This window comes from Microbulbifer sp. ABF4_107, assembly GCF_056312215.1.
Genome location: NZ_CM149983.1, coordinates 3,282,967 through 3,304,767 on the forward strand (window position 1 = coordinate 3,282,967; position 21,801 = coordinate 3,304,767).

Sequence of the window (21,801 nt, forward strand, 5' to 3'; positions counted from 1 at the left end):
TTGATAGCGCTCTTGCGTAAACAAACCACAAGATCGCAATATTTTTATATTTATTGGTAATTTAATTACATATATACGCAATTCATATCAATATCATACTGCAAACAACGATAAAGTCTACGGAGAGCGCGGTGCAGCAGTTTATTCACAACCCCATCCTTCCCGGATTTAATCCGGACCCAAGCGTCATTCGGGTGGGGGACGATTTCTATATCGCCACCTCCACATTTGAATGGTTCCCGGGCATTCGCCTGCACCACTCAAAAGACCTGATGCACTGGCGACTGGTGGGCCACGCACTGACCCGGCGCGACCAACTCGACATGCGCGGTTTCAATAATTCCGATGGTGTCTATGCACCGGCACTCAGTCACGCAGACGGTAAATTCTGGCTGACATTTTCCTGCACCCATAACAGTCGCGGCGGCGCTTGGATGAGCACACCCTGCTATGTGGTAAGCGCGGAAAATATTGAAGGTCCCTGGAGTGACCCGGTCGCCATTGGTGGTGGCGGCTTCGACCCCTCGCTGTTTCACGACGACGACGGTCGCAAGTGGGTGGTCAACATGACCTGGGATGGTCGCTCGGGTCACGACAAGTTCGGCGATATCACCATCCAGGAATTTGATGCGGCCGAAGGCAAGCTGAAAGGCAAGCGGATTCCGATTTTCTCCGGTACCGAGTTGGGCTGCACAGAGGGCCCGCAGATTCTCAAAAAAGACGGCTACTACTATCTGATTACCGCCGAAGGCGGCACCGAGTGGAATCACGCGGTCACTATCTGCCGGTCCCGAAATTTGCAGGGGCCCTACGAATTGCACCCGCAAAAATATGTTCTCACTTCCCGCTTTCAGGAAGAGAACCCGTTGCAGCGTGCAGGTCACGGATTTTTTGTGGATACCCCCAACGGCGAGTGGTACCTCACCCATTTGTGCGGCCGCCCGGTGTACGATCCAGATGCCTACGGTTTCGGCCCGAAATACGCCACCGGTTTTTCCATTCTCGGCCGCGAGACCGCGATTCAGAAAATTGAATGGCGCGATGACTGGCCGTGGCTCGCCTGCGGCGGCAATGCCCCGCAATTGAAGGTGCCGGCTCCAGCACTGGCGGAGCACTCCTGGCCGCAACCGGAAGCGGTGGACAACTTCAATCAGCCGACACTCTCCTCCCAATGGCAGACGCTGCGCGAGCCCGCCGAAGAATCCTGGTGCTCACTCAGCCAACGCGCCGGTCACCTGCGCCTCAAAGGGCGGCACTACCTCGCCTCGCGTTTTGATCAGAGCCTGGTGGCACGCCGCATTGAACACCATCGCATGCGTGCGGAAACCCGCATCGACTATCACCCGGAGTCCCCCATGGAGATGGCGGGTCTGGTGGTCTACTACGACAACACCAATTATTACTTCCTCAAGATTACCCGCGACGATAATGGCAGCAAGATCGTACAACTATGCGCATCCATTGCCGGCGAATACAGCGAGCCCGGCGGCGAGGGCCAGAAAGGCGAGAAGGCGGTCATAGAGAATGACGATCCCCTGTACCTGCGTGTGACCCTGGATACCCAGTGGTACCAGTTCAGCTACTCCACCGACGGCCGCCACTGGGCAAGTATCGGCCCGCGTCTGAACAGCACGCCGCTGTCCGATGAATACGGCAACCTGATCTTCAAGTTCACCGGCACCATGGTGGGGATATTTGCCTGCGATGTGCATGAGCAGGGTAAACATGCGGATTTCAGCCACTTCTCCTATCGGCAACTGTCCGCCGATGTGCCGTCTGAAGAGACCACAAGCGCGCCGGAAACGCCGGTACTGGAAGTGGTGTCATGACCGCATCCGCCATACACCGCCTTGTCATCTTCCCGCTTTTTGCGGGAAACCTGCTGCTAGCCGCTGGCTGCAGTGACGATATCCGTATAAGCCCTGATTCTGCAAAAGTTGCCGAAGCGGCCTCGACAGAAAACGCCGCCGCATCATTACCCCAGCGCAAATTGTCCGCGCCCTTTGTACCGGAAAACACACAGCAGCTGCTGTTTATCGGTCAGGATCGCAAGTCCATCGATGGCTATGTGAATAGTGGGATTTTCCCCGCACCCGGCGGGGTGACCGCCTATATCGTGCCCATTTATGAACTGCGCAATCCCGACAAATATTTTGGCGGTATGGGGCTCGACAATGATCTGCAACCTACCGACCGCGCCGCAGACTGGGGTGGCGGCCCGGCCAATGCCTGGAAGCTGGCGAAGGATTTCCCGGATTCCGCGCTGGCGATCGGGCTCGATATCAACGAGTCATTCCGTGAAAACGGCCTGGCGGAGATAGCGGCGGGAAAATTCGACCCGGAGATCGACAAGCTCGCAGAGTTTATTCGCCTGGTCGAATCACCGGTGTTTCTGCGCATCGGCTATGAATTTGACGGTGTGTGGAATCAGGGGTACGAGAAAGCCGACGAATATGTGGCAGCGTGGCGACATATCGTCGAGCGCATTCGCAATCCAGATGAGCGCGTACACCCGGCTGAAAATACCGGTCCGCACAACGTCGCTTTTGTCTGGCAAGGATCGGCCTCCCCGGCAGACGATGCCATCGAAGGTAAGTTTGAGGGGGATATTGGCATCTGGTATCCCGGCGACAGCTACGTGGACTGGATCGGCCTCTCCTGGTTTTTGCTGATCGATGAATCCGGCATTCACGCGGATATCCCCCGCGAACAGATGGCGACCCAACGCCAGCTGGCCGATCAGATTCTGAATTTTGCCCGCGCTCACAGCAAGCCGGTTTTCCTGGCCGAAGCGGCGCCGCAGGGTTATGACCTCAAACGCGAGTTCAACGCGAATATCAATGTGATGATCGACGGCCCACCGGCGCAGGACCAGGTAGCTGTTAGTGGTGAACTAATCTGGCAACAGTGGTTTTCCCCCTTCTTCGACTATATCCAGAGCAACCGGGACATCATCCGTGCCGTGGCCTATATCAACTGCAATTGGGACGAGCAGCCCATGTGGGGCCAGCCTTACGACAACGGTTTCTGGGGCGACACGCGGGTAGAGACCAATGAAGCCATTCGCCGGCATTGGCTTGCGGAAATCCGCAAACCCCACTGGGCCCACGCGGGTGCCCTGGTGAAAACGCCAGTCGTAGATGTACAGAAAGCACAGGCAAAGGATCAGCAGGCCGCGCGATAGCGCCAGCGGCAATCAGTACAGCAATAATTCGAGGTTAGCCGAGATGGATACAAAAGCATTGGCGGAACAATTCTGGGAACAGGGATACCTGGTTCTTGAGAATTTTTTTTCGCCGGAATTGATGGACCGCTACCAGGGTTTGATTCTGAATCATTTTGGAGAGAACCCGGAGTTCGTCCACAACGATGAATTCCTGGAAAAGTCTGCCACCCAGGTCATCCCCTGGTTCCCGCAGCGGGAAGGCTGTAACGCCTTTGATATCGCGGAACACGACCAGCGCCTGCGTGAAATTACCGAAGAGATTCTGGGATCCGGCTGGTACTCCCAGTACAGCATGGTGATGTTTTCCCGTAAGGGCACCAAGGGGCAGGCGTGGCACCAGGACTGTCGCACCGACGACCCGACGCTGTTCAATGTCAATCGCCTGATCTACACCGCCGATATTACCGACGAGATCGGTGGCCAGACACTGGTGGTGCCCGGTTCGCACAAACGCGGCACCATTTCTGTTGGACCGGTAGACGAGGACTTTGCCGATCAGGTAGTGCTGAAACCCACCAAAGGTACACTGGTATTGCTACACGGCCATACCTGGCACCGGGTGTTGCCGGTTGCTGGAAAGTATCGCGTTTCCACCAATTATCGCTGTGCATCCCAGGGCACACCGGAAGATATTACCGATATCTGCGTTTACCGGAATATGCGTTATCAGTTTTCCACCAGCGAGGTCATTGAGGACCGCGCGGTAGCCAGCTGACCATCTACCCAATAGCCAACCATACAGTCAGCCAGCAACTTGAATCATTCATCTCCCCGGAGAAACCACTCCGGGGAATTGCTCCCCTTCCCCACGGGCGCGAAACCACTTGGTGATGATCACTTTTTCTCCCCGGGTCACCGGCATACCCCAGTGAATACTCTCGCCATTCGGCCTGCCGTTTTTATCCAGACTGTTCCAGATGACGGCGCGGCCGGCTCCCGGTGAAAAATTCTTTTCCAGCCGGGTAAAGCGGGTCTCGCCACCTTCACAGTCACCATTTAGGTAAATCATAAAGGTCCAGGTGCGCTGGCCCCGATCGCCGGCGAAGCGTCGATACTCTTCACTGCCCGGTTCAAAGTAGTCCGTGTGCGGTTTGAATTCCTGACCGGGTAGATACCACTGGGCCTGGATCGATTCTGAATAGGTGGGATTGATGCCGAGCGTATCGCAGATGCGCTGATCGATGGTTCGCGCCAGCGCGCTGCCCATCAACCCGAGATCACAGGTGCGACTGGTACGAAAAGCGCGATACTGATCGGCGGCATTGGTGGTCGTGGAGGGGCGAAGATGTGGCCGCACCTGCTCGATAATCTCATGACACTCCTGCGCACTAAGAAAGTGGTCCAGCTGGAAAAGTTGCAGGCGTCCACCGGTCTCCACAGGCGTCGCCCTCTTTGGGTTCGCCTGCGCGGCTTCAATTTCCGCACTCGTCGGCACAGGTGCGCGCTCGTGCATTTTTTTGGCAGACTCACTGTGCGGGCTTGGGGAGTGGTCCTGCGGGCCCGGGTTTACCGGCCAGTAATTGAGTGTCCGGGACACCAGAGAGGGGCAGAAATTGTGGCCGACTAGAATTTGATACAGCTCACCCGTGTCACAGCCGCGAGACCGGTTGATCTGAATCCACTTGCGCCAGCTGGCATCCAGCTCGGTGATTGCCATCGCTACCTCTGTGTTTATTGTTATGGTAATTCCCCGGCCCTTTTTACAAGACCCTTTTTAGAAGACCCTTTTTAAAAAAAGGGCCGGGGTGCGATTACCCGGAGCGGAACTCCGGGCTCCGCTTACTCAGACAGGATAAACCCGTTCTCTTCGGTGACCAGCGACTTGAAGTGCTCTTTGACATTGGAGTCCATTTGCACCCGGGTATCGGAGTACTTGAAGTAGTTCTGTCCGGCCTGATCCTGGGCATTGGCCCACTGGGGCTGATTGCTCCAGTCGGCGTTGATGTAATGCCAGGCCTTGGTGGAAGTACGGTTGATCTCTGCATTTTTGTTGTTAAACCACTGCAGATCGTTATGCAGCGTCACACTGCCATCGGGACTGCTGCCGGTGCTGTTGAACGGAAGCTTGAAGTCGTACTGATGGAAGAGCGCACCGTGGGGTGTGGCCTCGGCAATAAAATGTGGCAACCCTTCTGACTCGGCAATGGCGGCCTCTTCACCGGCATCGGAGTCAAACTGGGAGGAACCCACCCAATCCACATACTGCTTGCCGGGCCAGTAACCCTGCTCGGTGTTGCCAAGCGTGGCGGTGGTACGACCGGTGCCGTGGTAGGAATCCGACTGCCACACGTGCGCCACGTTATCCACACCGCGGCCATCCATAAAGGTGCGCACGTATTTGAAGGTCTCGCGGAAGTTCACATCGGACCAGCCTCCGGCATCACCGTTAAACTCATAACAGGTGCGCAGGAAGAAACGGGTATCGCCGTGCTCGTTGAAGAAGTCCGCCAGCTCTGCGAGCAGATCGTCATAGGCGCCGCCGTTGTACAGCGACGGCATCCGATCATTGCTCGGACACCACAAACCAATGGCGACAATTTCCGGGCTGTAGGTATCGATCAGCCAATCGATATTCATCTCGCCGGAACCCCAGTGGTTCTGACGGTGACCATTGTCGAAACAGCCACTGGCGGAATTACTGCTGTAGTCACCGACGCTCTTCAGACCATCCAGCCCCTTGAAGCAGTAGCTGCCGTCGTAGCTAGGCTCACCGCGAGACAGAGTGGTGTACATGGTAAAGCCACTGGGACGGGGCAGGTCTGGCTCCGCCATATAGCCTTCAATGGAGGCTTTGTCCTGCCCCACGATAAAGTAACGCTGGCCGTCTGCGGGAATGACGGGCTTACCGGCACTGGGTGTCGGCGTGGGCGTAGGAGTGGGAGTGGGAGTTGGAGTGGGAGTTGGCGTCGGTGCAGCAGTGCTGCTATTGAACGCTACGTAATCCACGTTCATCGCCGCATCACCGGCCTCGAATACCAGTGCGACCGTCGCCCCTTCGGGAATGGCCACTTCATGGGTCACGGATTGATAGTTTCCTGTCCAGGCGCCATTGCCGGAGAAATCGATATCACCCGCATCGTTGCCGTTGATTTTCAGTGAAATCTTGCCGCTGTTTTGCGACGCGAAATGGATGCTAAGAGATTCCGCGGCAGGCACATTTTCGAAACTGAAACCGGCACCATCCTGATAGATATAAGCCACACCGGCACCACCGGACGCGGCGCCATCGTTATAGATTTCCGCAACCCCAGACAGGCTGCCACCTTCCGCTTCCAGCTTGGTTACCGCCGGAGTCGGTGACGGGCTCGGTGATGGGCTCGGTGTGGGCGTAGGTGTAGGTGTGGGCGTCGGAGTTGGAGTGGGTGTCGGAGTTGGCGTCGGCGTCGGCGTCGGCGTCGGCGCACCACTACAGGATTGCGGTGTCACCGCCGGGTGCATATCCCCGTATTGCGCCGGTGAATAGTAGCCATCCACACCCGGCCCTTCGAGGCGGAATTCCACCTGGCCGCCACTGTAATCCATATTGCTGGTGCACTGTCCCGGCACGCAGCTGCTTTCGGAGTTCCACATCCACTGGCCGTTGTTGTACCCGGCAACCCACACGGTGCCGGCGGCGGTAATATTGCTGTCGTTGAATACCAGTTTGCCATTGTCGCTACACACGGATGCGGCCTGCGCATTCTCACTGGCGAGGCCGGAACCGCAACCGACCAGCGCGCAGGCGATGGCCGTTGCCAATAGTTTCGGTTGATTATTTTTTTGCATCATCGCTATGCCTTGATTTCTATTGTTATTGAAAGTGGAAAGTGCAGTGCCGAACGAGAACATCTCGTCCGGCACTGCGTTTGGGGGGAAGGTTTACAGTGAGCGCAGGAAGCGCGCTATGTTCGCTTTCTCTTCAGCGCTGAGCGCCGGAACACTGCCGTTGCCGTGGGCATCGATGGCGGCTTCCAGGGAAGTCGCGCGACCATCGTGCATAAACAGTGTAGCCTTGCCGTTGCGCTCCAGCAGTTCGACGTTCTGGCCGATCGCCCAGAGCGCCGGGGTGCGGAAGTCACCACCGGTACCCACATCCCACAACTTCATATCCGTGTACGGACGGATACTCAGATCCCGCGCCCACACCGGCGCATCGCTGCGGGTTTTCTGGGTGGGCTGGTGACAACCAGCACAACCGGCTTCCATAAACGCCACCTCGCCTTCGGCCACTTGCGGGTCCACATAGGTGTCGTAGTCGCGCACCGGTACGTGCAGGGTCTCGGTGTATTTCACCACCTGGTCGAAGGTGTTTTCACCGATGTCGGCGGGCGTCAGCCCCAGGTCGGCGGCCAGTGCGTTTTCCGATTGCTCGCGCACGGTGGCTACGGAACCGTCCCAGGTCAGGCCCACTTCGGCACCCTCGATCCACTGCAGCAGACCAACACCGAAAGTGGGCGGTGCCACAAGTGGTCCCTTCGCGGTCTGCACCACAAAGTTGGAACGACCATCGCGGAAGTGACAGTCGCCACAGGAGCCTTCGCCAGCGTCTTTGATCACAGTGCCGTTCACATCGACGATGGCTACACCACCGTCAAACCCTTCCTGGTTGGGACGGCCGCCCGGTACCTGCGGCAGGCCGTGGAAGGCGTGGTGACCCCAGATAAAGTCGTCCACATCTTTGGCAGTCTGCACCGTGGTCAGCTGCTGGGTGAAACGCGCGTTGCGCTCTTCGTCTTCCACCGGGTTACAGCCATTGGAGTGCACCATACGCACACCGGCGGGGCCGGCGAGGTTCAGGCGCGGGTCACCGGTTGCGGTGGTAAAGCCCTGCCCCAGGGTGGTGTTCTGCATGGTGTTGTACACCTGAGAACTGATGGAGGTACCGCCGGGGAAGTTATTTTGCGCCGATGGGAATGTGGCCTCCCAGCTGATGATCTGCCCGTAGTCGAAAGCATTCGCCGGCAGCGGGTAGCTGTTGACGATGTACTGCGGGCCCTGACAGTTGCCGGCACCCCATTCGAATGCCTCGATCCGCAGCGGACCGGTATTCGCATTGGGCTGGATCGCAAACTCCCCTTCACCGTCGATAAAGGTGGTGGTGTAGCGTTCCAGACCGGAGGTCAGTGAGGTGTTGTAGGGGGTCGCATCGAAGGAAACAAATTCCTCCGGACGGTCCCGGGAGTGCGGGTGCCCGTGACGCTGCCAGTTGGCGCTGGTGTAGGTCCTGGTCGGGCGATCGCGCGGATCGATGCGGTCTTCCGGGTTGTTCTCGTCGTACTCGAACAGCGCGGTGTACACCCAGTTATCTTCCGGCTCGGCATTCACGGTGCCGTAAATGCGATAGCGCAGGAAGTAGTAAAACTTGCCGTAACAGGCTCCGGGAATTTCCGCACTGTAGGGGCCCGCCAGGGTTCCCGGCAGCTCTGCCTTGTGGAACTGAATCTGGTTGTTGGAACACCACAACTGCAGGTTCGGATCCTTGGCGGAGCGCGGATAACCGTCGCCACCCCAGGGGGAGAACTGGGCGATCAGGCCTCCGCTCATGTCCGGGGTGTGGCCCGGGCGCCAGGTGAGGGTGCGGCCTTCGATATCGATGGCCATACCCATTATCCGGGGCTGCAGTCCATTGATCGGGGTTTTCAGCGCAGGTGCCGGGTGCTTCACCAGAGGCAGTTGCGGAATCAGCTGCGCATCCGCCAGCTCCCAGGTACTGAACTGGGTGCCGTTGGTGTCCTCGGCACTGTCGTCACCGGCGTAGAAGTACAGCGGCTGGCTATTGTAAGTGACGTGGTAATCGGTCACTTCCACCGCATTGCCGCAATCATCTTCGCTGGTGTAGGTGCGCTCGATGGTGCCGAAGTTTCCGGTCACACCGCCCGCCCCCACAAGATCATCGGGGCTGGCCACGATGACTTTTGGCCAGTTGTCTTCACAGCCACCAAAGCAGTTGCTGACGTTGTCGCTGTCGTTCAGGAAGGTGTACAGGGCGTAGCCTTCCCACGGTGTGGCTTCGCCGCCGATCAAACGCGCGAGGCCCGCCTCACCATTGGTCACCACCATGCCCACGGTGGGCTTGAGTGCGGGGGGGGCCACGGGGGCGTCACCGCTACCGGCGTTGTAGCAGACCGCATCGGTAACCCCTTCACCGGGCTTGACCGTGATCTGGGATATACACTGGCCGCCACCAAATTCATCGCCCTGCAAACGCATTTCCAGGGTGTAGGTGGTTTCCGGATCTATGGCACCGAGATCGGTCTCGTAGCGGTAATAGGAATCACCAGAGGCGGTGGAGTGGAGCACCTGAGCGCCCGCCAGATTGGGCGCGCTGCCCTGCAGGCCCCAGATGGCAAAGCCGCGGCTCGCACCGGCCTGCTCAGAGTGGTAGGCGATACCGCCGGTGGTGAGGCCCGCTTCAAAACCATCGCCAAAGTCTGCGGCCGGGTCACCTTCCGGGGCGTCGCAGCTCGGAGTGGGTGTTGGCGTCGGAGTCGGAGTCGGAGTCGGAGTCGGAGTCGGAGTCGGAGTCGGAGTCGGAGTCGGAGTCGGAGTCGGAGTCGGAGTCGGAGTCGGAGTCGGAGTCGGAGTCGGAGTCGGAGTCGGAGTCGGAGTCGGAGTCGGAGTCGGAGTCGGAGTCGGAGTCGGAGTCGGAGTCGGAGTCGGAGTCGGAGTCGGAGTCGGGCCAGTGTCTTCGGTGAACTCCACGAAGTCCACATTCATCGCCGCATCGCCGTTCTCAAACAGCACTTCGACGGTGTCGCCTTCGGCAATGGCAACGCTCAGATCTGCGGTGTTGTAGCTACCGACCCAGGTGCCGGTTGCGGCAAAATTCAGATCGCCCGCATCAACGCCGTTAACACGCACGCTCAAGGTACCTGTGTTTTCCGAGGCGTAGTGCACGCGAATACCACCCGCCGCCGGCGCGCCACTGACACGGAAGCCGGAGCCATCGGTATAGATATAGGCAACGCCCTGACCACCGGAAGCCGCACCGTCATCGTAGACCTCGGCGTCGCCCATCAGTATCGCCGCTTCCGCTTCCACCAGGGAACCGGCCGGCGTTGGTGTGGGTGTGGGTGTTGGAGCTGGTGTTGGCGTCGGTGTGGGCGTCGGTGTGGGCGCCGGAGTCGGGCTTGGCGCAGAGGAGCCATCGCAGGCCTCCGGCACCATCGCCGGATGCATGCTGCTCTGCGGGTATGGGGAGTAATAGCCCTCAACACCCGGCCCTTCAAGACGGAATTCCACGGCACCGCCGCTGTAATCGATGTTACTGGCACACTGACCGCTGCTGCAGCTCAGTTCGGATGTCCACATCCAGCTGCCGTTGTTATAGCCACCTACCCAGACGCTGCCATTGGCGGTAATGGCGTCGTCCTGGAACACCAGTTTGCCGTCATCACTACACACAGAGGCAGCAAAGGCCGGCATTGCGCCCATGGACGCGAGCCCGGCTGCGGCAATAGCCAGCTTCATTGGCGACGGATTGCGCCGGGTTGGTGGCGGCGTAGAGGCTGCGCTGGTGGTCGCCGTGGAATTACGGCTACCGCGCAAAGATTTTCTGTTCATGGGACACCCTGTTTTTTTCGCTATTGGTTTCGGGCGTGCACTCGGTGCATCGCTTCTCATCAGCGAATCCGGGCGGCGAACAGGTTGACCGTTGCATCGGTCAATTCATAAAAATGTGGCTGTCATAAAACGCTCACAGGTGCGCTTTAAAATGGTTCAGCCGTGGCGTCTGCCGCACAGATCCAGTGCCTAGAAAACCACACTGGCGAGGGGCTTCAATAGCAAACCGCGCCACAAATTCCGCGTTCGTATCCCCCCTGCCTCAGCGCCCCGAAATACCGGGTTCGAACTTCTGCAGCCTTAAACCCGAACCGCTAAGCCCAGTTGTTACGGGCCATGCAGCGGTGCCGTCTGTACCAGTCATTCAACGTTCGACAAAGCCCCACTCGACGGTTCGAATCATTTTTTTATCGAAAAAAGTGCACCCGAACCCGCACTCGGCCACCCGCCCGCCGGAATCCGAGATTTACGACTGCGCCGCTGGAATCTGACCTCTTTTGGGGCCAAATTCACGGCGATATTCTGAGGGTGTCATTCCCATGCGTTTTTTAAAAATCGTATTAAAAGAGGATTTGCTGCGAAAACCGGCGGTCTCGTAGATCTTCTGAATGGAAACCTTGTCGGGGTCTTCGCGGCGCAGGCGCTGCTTGATTTCCTCAATCCGATAATGATTTACAAATTCATAGAAATTTTTTTCAAAATGTCGGTTGATGGCCTGGGACACCATCCGCACAGGATGCCCCGCTGCCTCTGCAAACTGCTCCACCGTCGCATCGGTCCGCCGATACCAGTGCTCGGATTCCATCAATTCTGTCAGCCTGCCCAGAAGCGCATCACTAAACGGCACTTCTTGCTCTGGCTCATCATCTACTTTCGGTCGGACAGCAGTGATCCCCACAATGCGCATTCCCTGGGAAAGTCCGAATACAATCGCGGCGGTCAAAAGGAACATCTCCAGCACGCTGGGGAAGTGAATAATGGTATGCCTGAGTACCGGCCAGCCAGTGAGAGGGAGAAATGGCGGCACCAGCGCCATTGCCCAGATCAGCGCAAAGCCACTGGTCACCACCATCAGCCAGCGGGGATTCACCGCATCGAGATCCCCGTAGTAGTGCTGAATCTGTTGCCGGTAGTGGTACAAATGCCAGAGGGTGAGCAATGCAAACAGGGTATTCAGGCCAAAGGCCACCGTTGCGATAAAAATATGCGGTCGCCAGAACAGAGGTTGCAGCCCCTGGCCGAATAACCCGAGCGGCTCGACCAATACCGACAAAATGAAGGCCGTCGGAGGAAGCAATAACAACGTATCGCGAGTAGAGCCCCGGTAGATCAGTGACTTTACGTAATGAAACAGCAACGCACCGGGGAAGAAGAAAATCAACGCGAGGGCACTGAAGGCCCAGCTGCCCATTTGAGCTTCAATCCAGCGGGACAGCACCGGGTTATAGGTAAGCAGAAACACCAGCTCAGTCAGCCCCACCAACAGCACAAAGCCGGCAAGGACCCGTGCGCTATGCTGGCGCAACCGGATCTGGGCCTGCGACTCGCCACGCGCCTCCGCATGGAGCGGAATCAGTGCGCGGCTGTGTAGCAGGTAAAATAACGCGAATAAAATGGATTCGACAAAAAGAATCCATATCAATACGTCATAGCCATTGAATACCGGCTGGCTGAGCGCCGTGTAGAAGTCTCGCATTGGATATTGCCCAATAATTTATTATTTTACGGCTATCCACGATCTCGCCTAACTGTACAACGACCTGAAACTCAAAACTGGCTGCGTATCTCGGCCATCACGCGCTGGAATGCCAGGGACATTTCATGGGGCACCAGTTCTGACTGGGCTTTACCGGCCAGAATATCGGCGCTGGCCGCCTCGATTTCAAACTCAAAACCCTGCCCTTCCCGCGTATCAAAAAACTGATCAATCTGTCTGTCCAGGCGGAACAGGCTGCATTGATCTGCTCGCCAGAAATTGGGAATGGCGATATAGCCCTCCTCGCCAATGATGTAGGCCCAGTTCTGAAGCTTACAGCGGAACGAGGTCGCGAGCGTGGCCATGGCACCCTGACCGTACTCAGCCAGGATTACCACATCGTCCTCCACACCATTAGGCGCGAGATGCGCGCGCACGGCAATGTTCTCTGGCTCGGCATCAAGAAAATACTGCGCGATCGCTACCGGGTAAATGCCCATTTCCAGCAGGCAGCCACCGGCGAGACGATTGTCATACTCTCGGCGATCATTGGAGTAGGGAATGGGGTAGCCAAAGTCCGCTTTCACATGACGCACCTTGCCAATACGCCCCTCGTCGACCCATTGCCGGGCCTTGCGCAGTGCAGGGAGGAACCAGGTCCACATGCCTTCCATAAGGTAGCGGTTTTCCCGCTGAGCAAATTCGGTCAGCTCCCGGCATTCCTCCGGGTTGATAACCATCGGCTTTTCACACAGCACCGCCTTGCCGGCACTCATGGCAGCAACAGATTGCTCCAGATGGAAATTGTGCGGTGTCGCGATATACACAGCATCGACTTCCGCAGATTCGAACAGGTCCTGATAGCCACCAAAGGTGTGCGCTATGCCGTATTGCCCGGCAAACTGATCGGCGTTTACCTTGTTGCGCGCACCTACAGCAACCAGCTCCGCGTTGGCGGCAAAGCGAATATCGCTGGCGAACTGATGGGCAATGCGCCCTGCACCGACGATACCCCAACGTACTTTACTCATCACATCTCCAGAATAATCTTGAAATTTCTACTCTGACTAAGGGGAATGTCATACCGCACAGCGGCCGGCCTTGGGACCTGAATTGCTATCAACATCTGTTGAACCTGCCCCCTGTTTTACCCCTTTTTTTACCCCCAGGGTTTTCTCCAGATCCTCCAGGGTTTTGCCCCGCGTCTCCGGCAGCAGCCAGGCAACCAGCACGAAGCCCAGAAGGGCAAAGCCACCGTAAATGAAAAAAGTACTCACAATTCCGAGGTGTGCCAGCTCCCAGGGAAACGCCAACTGCACCACATAGCTCACCGCACTGTTGGCCACGCCGATACAGGAAATAGCCACACCGCGAATGGTATTGGGGAAAATTTCCGAGAGCAGCACCCACATAACCGGACCGAGAGAAAACGCAAATGAGGCAACAAAGCCGAGGATGCCGATCAGGACCAGCCTGGCATTCACATCGATGGCCTGCTGCATGAGGGCACTCTGGTGGGTGAGATATTCCTCCTGGGACAACACCGATTTCAATGCATTCTTGAAAGACACATCGTCGTCATAGCGGACACCGATTAGCGGCGCAAGCGCGTCGCTTTCGGTCAGGGCGATAATCTCACTGGCGTTTTCTCTTGGCAGCTCATAGCTGGCGCGACTGAAGCTGCCGGCACAGATCGCCATACTGATGACCACACCGGCCAGCCCCATCAGCATCAGCGGCTTGCGGCCCAGGCGGTCGATCAACGCCATCGCCAGCAGGGTAAACACGATATTGATGATGCCTACCCATACCGCCTGTGCAAATGCTGCATCAGTGCCCACACCACTCTGTTCAAAAATGGTGGGCGCATAGAAGTAAACCGCGTTAATACCGGTTATCTGTTGGGCAATGCCGACAATCAATCCCAGTACCAGTACCAGGCGCAACGGGCGGCTGAACAACTTGCGGACCGCCTGCCAGAGTGCATCACGCCCGCCGGCCACCGACTCCCGGATACAGCTAATCTGTGTCTCCATTTCCGCGCCGGACATCAGGCGGGAAAATATCGACCGCGCCTCCTGCTCGCGCCCATTCAGCAGTAACCAGCGCGGGCTTTCGGGGATAGTGTGCAGCAATACCAGATACATCAGCGCCGGGACAATTTCGATACCCAGCATCCAGCGCCAGGTATGCATATCCAGCCCCAGCGATGTCACCCAGGCCGCACTGCCCGTACTCAGCTGCAGAATAAGGTAGTTGGCAAAATAGGCAGCGGAAAAACCGAGCATGATATTCAGCTGGTTGATCGACACCATGCGCCCGCGGGACCTGGCCGGTGAGACTTCGGCAATATACATGGGCGCAATATGCAGCGAGGCAAAGGCCAGGCCGCCAATAAAGCGGGCAAGCACCAGTAGAAAATAGGTGGTCGCCAGTGCAGAGCAGATTGCGGACACCACATACAGCGCGGCGATCAACTTGAGTACAGTGCGTCGGCCAAAGCGATCTGCCATCGGGCCGGCGAGAAAAGACGCGATGATGGCGCCGAGGGTTGGCGCACTCACCACCATGCCCTGCTGGAATTCATTCAGACCAAATTCGATGGCCGTGAAGCCGACTACGCCGGAAATTACCGAGGCGTCGAAGCCGAATACAAAACCGCCCAGTGAAACAATCAATGCGTAACGCAATGCCTGCGACATAACAGCCTCGTTCTGGTTTTTATTATTCAAAAAAAAGCGGCTGCCCATTTCTGGGCCGCCGCAAATATCAAGCTAAAGAAATAACACGTAATACAACATTTGACTGAATACAGGCACCCGAAGAGAGGGGCGGGCGCCCGCATCATTGCCGATATTAGAAGCTAGCGCGCAGGCCCAGTGCATAACGTGCTCCGAACTCCTGAGCACTGTACAGCTGATTGACGAAGCGTCCATGCTGACGGAAATCTTCGCCGGTCACATTCAGACCTTCGAGGAAAACGGTCATGGTGTCGCTAATATCGTAGCTGGCACTCAGGTCCCACTGGCCATAGGCTTCCGTGAAAATGGGCTCGTCTGGTGCACGCAACTGATCGGTAGATGCCAGGAAGTCATCGCGCCAGTTGTACGCCAAACGCGCCTGGAAGCCATTTTTATCGTAAAAACCTACCAGGTTATACGAATCGCTCAGGCCATTTAGAGCCAGCTGCTCTTCAGTTTCAAACAGGTCGTACTCGAGGTCACCATCGACAAGGGTGGCATTCGCCTGTACACCAAAGCCGCTCTCACCCAGCATATGCTGGAACGCCACTTCGATGCCTTTCACCTGTGAATCACCTTTATTGACCGGCGTAGTGATCAGCCAGTTAATATCCGGAGAATTCGGAACCACGGTTCCGTCACAGGCAGCAACATCTTCGCCGGTATCACTACAACCACTGCCGAGGTCACCCTTGCTGGGATCGGTGTAGGCAACACCATCGGCGTTGTACAGCTTGCCAGAGGTAGTGTCGTTGGAAACATAGTTATCCACGAACTTCTGGAAGTGCCCGATGGAGACATAGCTACCCTCGGCGTAATACCACTCCAGCGACAGGTCGAGATTGTCTGCAAGATACGGCTTCAAATCCGCATTGCCCTGATACGCAAGATAGGGACCACTCGGGCGGCTGTTGGCGATGTTCACCGCCGGGCGCAAAGCCGTAAGGTCCGTGCGGGTCAGACTGCGACCAACAGAGGCGCGCGCCACCAACTCTTCGGTAATATCCAGACGCACATCCAGGCTCGGCAGGAAGTAGGCATAGTCACCATCCAGCTGGGTGACGCCATACTCCGCATCATCACTATACTGCGGGCGCAATTCGGTCAGGCTTTCATAGCGGAGGGCGTAAGGTGTAACCTGGCGGGTTTCACCGGTCACATCCGTCGCCTCATAGCGCAGCCCCGCTACCGCGGTTACCGGCATGTCTGCAATTTCAGTTTCAAAATTGAACTGGGAATATGCGGACGTCGTTTTTTCGCTTACGGTGTTATACACCTCGGGGTTGAAGGTAAAGCCGTATTCTTCCTCGATTTGACCGTACATCGATTTTACGTCGAACTTGAGGAATTGCGGGAAGAGCGCTTCATTACCACTAAACGCACTGCCGGTACCGGCGCTGCTGATGAAAGAAATCTGATCGAGCGAAGGATTCCAGGCACGCCCCAGGGTGGTCATATTCATGCGCCAGGTGGTGTCGTACTCAAAGTCCACATAGCCAATACCGAACTGGGCGGCAGTCAGCACACTGTCATTGCTGTTCACCCAGTTAAAATCAAATTTCGCCTGATCAATGGTGTTCAGCACTTCGTTACCACGACCGATCACCAGGTTGCCGCCAACACTGGCGAGGTCGTACTGCTCACCCTTGGTGGCACCGTCATAGAGGTAGTGCACATCGCCATCAAAACCGTTTGCGGCCATGGAATCAGGGTCATTGAGAATCGGCAGATCGGTGCCCTGCCCGTAGTCCACAGTGAACTGGCCCGCATAACACTGCTCATACGTCTGACAGTAGAAATCCGCGTTGCTAAGTAGGATGGACTTCTCAGACAGGTTGCCTTCCGGCTGCGCATGAGAAGTGGAGTGGTGAATATCGAAGCTGGCAGTAAGGTTGTCGCTCAGATCCCACTCCAGGTTGAAACCTATGGATTCGTTTTCGGTTTCCAGCTCATCAATGTAACCGATAAAGTCGGTACCTCCGCCGCCATTGACGATCTGGGCAATGGAGCCATTTTCATCGGTAGCACCGGTTACCCAGTTACCGAACCAGTGTGCCGTCTGGTAGCGCTCGATGTCGTCCTGATATTTGGAGTAGAAGTAATCGACACTGGCAACCGCGGTGTCGCTGATTGCGTACTGAACCACAACCTGGGCATTGTCACGCACGCGCTCGTGGTGGCTCTGGTCCATATTGTAGTTTTGCGGCATCCAGATGGTGCCATCGGGGTTTTTGCTGCGATCGATCGCCGAGTCGTCAATCGCGCCGCCGCCACAGGCGTCGGTGGAAGTGCTGAAACCGAGCTCACAATTGCCGGCGGTCTGACGCAGCCAACCATCGCTCGCGATGATTTCCTGTGAACTGTCGCGCTGGGAGTGAGACAGCGCCGCAAGGACACCCAGCTTGCCGTCAAACAACTGGGTAGAGAACATGCCGGACACTTCCGGGGTGAAATCATCACCCTGTACATTGGTCGTATCGCTATTGGCCTTTACGCTGAAAGCAGATTTGTAGCCGTCGTAATCGAAGGGCTTGGCAGTGCGCACATCAACAGTGGCACCGATACCGCCGGACGCCTGCTCGGCACGTGCGGTCTTGTAGACATTCACACCCACCACAGACTCTGGTGCAATCTGCTCGAAGTTGAAGCTGCGGTTCTGGGTACCGCCGGCACCTTCCTGCTTGGGCGAGTCGGCAAACGGCATATTGCGGCCGTTCAGGGTAACAAGGTTAAAGCTGGGACCAAAACCACGCACGGTGATCTGGTTACCCTCACCGTTTTTACGGTCAATGGAAACACCGCTGATACGCTGCAGGGATTCTGCCAGGTTGGTATCAGGGAACTTGCCGATATCTTCCGCGGAGATCGCGTCCACAACACCATTGGCATCACGCTTGATGTCCGCCGCCTTTTCCAGTGATCCGCGAATGCCAGTCACCACAACCTCTTCCAGAGCCTCGGTTGCGTCCTGTGCCAGAACAGCACCAGAGTTCACCATCGCAATTGAGATCACCAGGGGTTTCAGGCCCAAAGTTGTCTTCTTCATCGTTATTATGCCTCCCGAATAGGCTTTATTGTTTAGAGAGTACCACCCTTTGGAAAGGGCGTTATTCTGCGCCAAAATGAAATCGTTTACATTTTGTGGGCGACCGATTCCCGGGAACCCGTTCGGTACAGCCAATGACCGGCACACCGGGGGTGAGATCGCTAATTCAAGACCCAGATTGGGAGAGAAACTCGTTGCGAGAAATCAGAGGTGATATTGCGCATCATCTTCTCCCACCTGGTCAGTTGCCAGAGCTCTTATTGTTTTTGTTGCGCCCTAGAAGAGCGACAGATTCAGATTACCCAACAATGTAAACGTTTACAATACGCTGTTTGAGAGTCCGCCCGGGCGCGGAGTGCCGCTCCACCAGGAAACATAAAGATATTGCTGCGCATTGGCGTGGGTGCAAACTTCACATAATACTTTTGCCGTTTCGCGCGGCAAATGCTCAGGAAAAATCCTTGGAAATATTTTTCGTGAAAATTTTCCTATCGAACTACACCGACTAATTATTGGGTCAAATACAATGCAGAAGTACATGTATAACCGCTCCGCGATACCCCTGTTTCCCAGGGGTTTACCGGTGGAGGCAGCCTTAAAACAAGAGCGCCCCGGACTTCCATCCAGGGCACTCAGGGGCAGCAAGGTTTCCAGGCAATTTCTGTAAATTAACAACAAATACCCATCGAATCCCTCGCGTGCTTTTCCAGTGTGATCACCTATAGCGTTTCGATAAATGCCCGCACCGCTGACTGCTGCGAAGCGCTCAGGCTGTTATAGGCACTGCGCGCGCTGGCGGCATCACCACCGTGGCGCTGAATTGCGTCCCCTATGCTGGTCGAGGCACCGTCATGCATATACAGCAGCGCACGGCCATTCTTTTCCAGCATACGGATATTGTGCCCCAGTCCCCACAGCGCCGGCGTGCGGAAATCGCCCTCACCGAGATCCCAGACTTTCATATCCGTATAAGGCCGCAAGGTGAGGTCACGCAGATGCGTTGGCGCATCGCTGCGGGTCTTTTGTACCGGGGTGTGACAGCCGGCGCATCCGATATCGTTAAACAGCACATCCCCTTCAGCAACGCCCGGGAGGTCATAGCTGCCGGGGTTCCGCGCGGGCACAGTGAGCACCTCTGTGTAGGTAGTGAGCAATTCCAGTACCCGGCCCGGAAGCGCATCCGGGTCAACACCGTGGTCGGCCACCAGGGCATTGCGCACCTGTGCGGCGACGGTATTGGCGGAACCATCCCAGCCGAACCCAGCTTCGCGGCCTTCGATCATTTCCAACAGTTTTACACCATAAGTGGGCGGCGGCAGGCGTGGGCCTTTTGCAGTCTGGATAACTTCAGAACCGCGACCATCGCGGAAGTGGCAACCACCGCAAGTGTGAGTGCCGATTTTCACCTCGTCGAAGTCCGTAGAGCCCTGCTTGTTCGGGTCAATACCATGGAACAGGTGGTGCCCCAGCAGGAAGTCATCGACTATGTCTTCCGAGTGCAGCGTGGTCACCGGTTGGGTGAAAATCGCGTTGTACTCCAGGTGCGAATAGGTGCCGTTGTCGGACAGCACCATGGAGGTACTAGCCTTGCCCGCGGGATTCAGTCGGGGATCGCCATAGTTTCCCCACCCGAGGCCCACGGTGTAATAGGAGAAGTCATTGTAGGTTTGGGCACCAGTGTTGCCCGCCACCGCAGAAATCTCGAATTGAATTACTTGTCCGTAGGAGTAGACACCGCCGAAGCCCGGGTTCTGGGTCAGCGCGAAGAACTGCTGCCCGTTGGGTCCGCCCGCGGTGTTGCGCATGGACTCGTTGCGGATAACGTTGCCATCCACATCAAAACCCACCTGCACATTGCCCGGTGCATCATCGATCCAGATGTTGTAGCGGTCGAGATTTCGCAGCAGGTCGTTATTGTGCTGTGCATCCAGGATTGCGGCGGTGGTGCCGTCGTGGGATACCGGGTGACGGAAGCGCATCCAGTTGGCGGATCCATCGGTAAATGACGGGTAGTTGTGCGGGTCTACACGACTGCCTTCGGTGGTGAACAGCCCGGTCCAGATCCACTGGTGCGCCGGGTTGTTGTTGAGTGAATGGCTGGGGTGCAGATAGCGGAAGAAGTAGTTGTAATCTCCACTACAGGGTATCGCTGCGGAACCACCAGTAACGGCAACCTTGCTAAAGGTCATGTTGCCATCTTCGGAGCAGTGCATTTCCAGACCGGAATCCCCATTGCCTTTTACAATCTGCGGGCCCCAGCGCCAGGTGAGCTGACCGCCACTGATATCGAAGGCAAAGCCATGGGAAGTGGGCGCGGCACCATTGATCGGGGTGCGCAGTGCCGCGGGCGGATTAGCGCGCGGGGGCGGGCCAACCTTGTGATTGGTCAGCGAGTTACTGGTCCAGTCGAGGTGGGCAAAATCCGGATCCGTGGGTTCGTCCGGGTTATCAGGATCGTCGGGATCACCCGGATCTCCAGCGCCGCTACCATCCCACTCAAAGGTATAACGGGGAAAGTCGTCCGCCGACATACCCGGCACCTTCAGTTGCGCGGTGTAGCTCTGCCCCGCCACCAGGTCGGTGTGCTCCCGCTCCCAGCGCCCACTGGAAAGGCTCGCCGAGTAGCAGCCATTTTCCAGGTCTTTACAGTTGTAGAAGGTGCCGCCGGTCGGCCAGCCAGGCTGCGCCTTGAAGGAGTAAATCGCGGAATTTGCACCGGTCGCAATCACCGCAAAGTCGTCACCGACCGGCTCATCTGGCGCTGCGGCGACTTCGATAAAGCGGCTGTCCTGCGCAGTGTCATTGTCGTCGTCGGTGGCGACCACGCGCAGGCCATAGCTGCCCTCCGCGAGGTCGTTCAGTGTCCAGGTGTACGGGGTATTGCTGACCATGCCCGCGGAGGTTTCACTGCCCGCACCAGGCGCAGAGTAAAACAGTTCCAGGTAGCTGACGTTGCCATCGCTATCACTGGCGGTCGCAGACACGGTCATGCTTTCGCCGGCCACCAGCTGACCCTGGGGCTCGGCCAGAGCAACGCTCGGCGGTAGATTGCCCCCGGAGCCAGAACTGGAACTGCTGGAGCCGGGACCGCTTCCGGAGCCGCCGGAACTGGATGAGCTTGAGGAACTGGATGAGCTTGAGGAACTGGACGAACTGGAGGAGCTCGACGAGCTGGACCCGGCCGTGGAGAACACCACGGTTTCCATCGGTGATATGTACTGGCCCGTCGCATTATCCTGCACTTTCAGCTGAATCTGGTACTGATTGCCATCCACCAGGCCGCTCACCGGTCGCTGCCACTGGCCATCTTCGAGTGTGCCGGGCACACAGTTACCGCCAAGACACACGTAGTTCCAACTGCCGGTCCAGCCCTGGTCGTCGAAGTAGATAATGCCATCGCTGCTGCCCGTGGCCTGAATACCGGAGGCGGCATTGGCAACCAGCGGCATACCGCACAGTAGTGCCGCGGCCAGGGCACCCTGCCGGATCCCACGAGCCAGATTGGGGGCACATGATTGTGTTGAGGCGCGCACGGACGTACGCGCAGCCG

11 protein-coding genes are annotated in these 21,801 nt (G+C 57.2%); 3 read left to right on the top strand and 8 right to left on the bottom strand.

Annotated features, from left to right (window positions below; translation table 11 throughout):
- Nucleotides 1–131: 131 nt before the first annotated feature.
- Genes ACYX4K_RS13500 through ACYX4K_RS13510 form a run of 3 tightly spaced genes read left to right on the top strand, consistent with a single transcriptional unit; the run spans nucleotide 132 to nucleotide 3,941 of the window.
- On the top strand, nucleotides 132–1,829 hold the full coding sequence (locus tag ACYX4K_RS13500; protein ID WP_475091607.1) for a glycoside hydrolase family 43 protein: 1,698 nt from the start codon (nucleotides 132–134) through the stop codon (nucleotides 1,827–1,829).
- The gene (locus tag ACYX4K_RS13505; protein ID WP_475091606.1) at nucleotides 1,826–3,184 is read left to right on the top strand and encodes a glycoside hydrolase family 26 protein; all 1,359 of its coding nucleotides are present in this window, start codon (nucleotides 1,826–1,828) and stop codon (nucleotides 3,182–3,184) included. Before ACYX4K_RS13500 ends, ACYX4K_RS13505 begins: the two co-directional genes overlap by 4 nt.
- Before the next feature lie 43 nt (nucleotides 3,185–3,227).
- Nucleotides 3,228–3,941: a phytanoyl-CoA dioxygenase family protein gene (locus ACYX4K_RS13510; RefSeq protein WP_475091605.1), complete on the top strand. Its 714-nt coding sequence runs from the start codon at nucleotides 3,228–3,230 to the stop codon at nucleotides 3,939–3,941.
- Nucleotides 3,942–3,989: 48 nt separating this feature from the next.
- Here the strand turns inward: ACYX4K_RS13510 and ACYX4K_RS13515 are convergent, their stop codons facing one another.
- The 8 genes from ACYX4K_RS13515 to ACYX4K_RS13550 all read right to left on the bottom strand — a co-directional run bounded on the left by ACYX4K_RS13515 (nucleotide 3,990) and on the right by ACYX4K_RS13550 (nucleotide 21,700).
- Nucleotides 3,990–4,883: a prolyl hydroxylase family protein gene (locus ACYX4K_RS13515; RefSeq protein WP_475091604.1), complete on the bottom strand. Its 894-nt coding sequence runs from the start codon at nucleotides 4,881–4,883 to the stop codon at nucleotides 3,990–3,992.
- 122 nt (nucleotides 4,884–5,005) lie between these two features.
- The gene (locus ACYX4K_RS13520; protein ID WP_476178709.1) at nucleotides 5,006–6,991 is read right to left on the bottom strand and encodes a hypothetical protein; all 1,986 of its coding nucleotides are present in this window, start codon (nucleotides 6,989–6,991) and stop codon (nucleotides 5,006–5,008) included.
- Between the two features lie 93 nt (nucleotides 6,992–7,084).
- Entirely contained in the window at nucleotides 7,085–10,768 is a 3,684-nt protein-coding gene (locus ACYX4K_RS13525) for a di-heme oxidoredictase family protein (RefSeq protein ID WP_475091602.1), read from the bottom strand.
- A 466-nt stretch (nucleotides 10,769–11,234) separates the two neighbouring features.
- The gene (locus tag ACYX4K_RS13530; protein WP_475091601.1) at nucleotides 11,235–12,464 is read right to left on the bottom strand and encodes a helix-turn-helix domain-containing protein; all 1,230 of its coding nucleotides are present in this window, start codon (nucleotides 12,462–12,464) and stop codon (nucleotides 11,235–11,237) included.
- 71 nt (nucleotides 12,465–12,535) lie between these two features.
- On the bottom strand, nucleotides 12,536–13,495 hold the full coding sequence (locus tag ACYX4K_RS13535; protein WP_475091600.1) for a Gfo/Idh/MocA family protein: 960 nt from the start codon (nucleotides 13,493–13,495) through the stop codon (nucleotides 12,536–12,538).
- Between the two features lie 48 nt (nucleotides 13,496–13,543).
- On the bottom strand, nucleotides 13,544–15,166 hold the full coding sequence (locus ACYX4K_RS13540) for a sugar porter family MFS transporter (RefSeq protein ID WP_475091599.1): 1,623 nt from the start codon (nucleotides 15,164–15,166) through the stop codon (nucleotides 13,544–13,546).
- Nucleotides 15,167–15,320: 154 nt separating this feature from the next.
- Nucleotides 15,321–18,251 carry a TonB-dependent receptor gene (locus tag ACYX4K_RS13545; protein WP_475091598.1) on the bottom strand — a complete coding sequence of 977 codons (2,931 nt, stop codon included), beginning with the start codon at nucleotides 18,249–18,251 and terminating at the stop codon, nucleotides 15,321–15,323.
- A 719-nt stretch (nucleotides 18,252–18,970) separates the two neighbouring features.
- The gene (locus ACYX4K_RS13550) at nucleotides 18,971–21,700 is read right to left on the bottom strand and encodes a di-heme oxidoredictase family protein (protein WP_476178710.1); all 2,730 of its coding nucleotides are present in this window, start codon (nucleotides 21,698–21,700) and stop codon (nucleotides 18,971–18,973) included.
- Nucleotides 21,701–21,801: the final 101 nt, after the last annotated feature.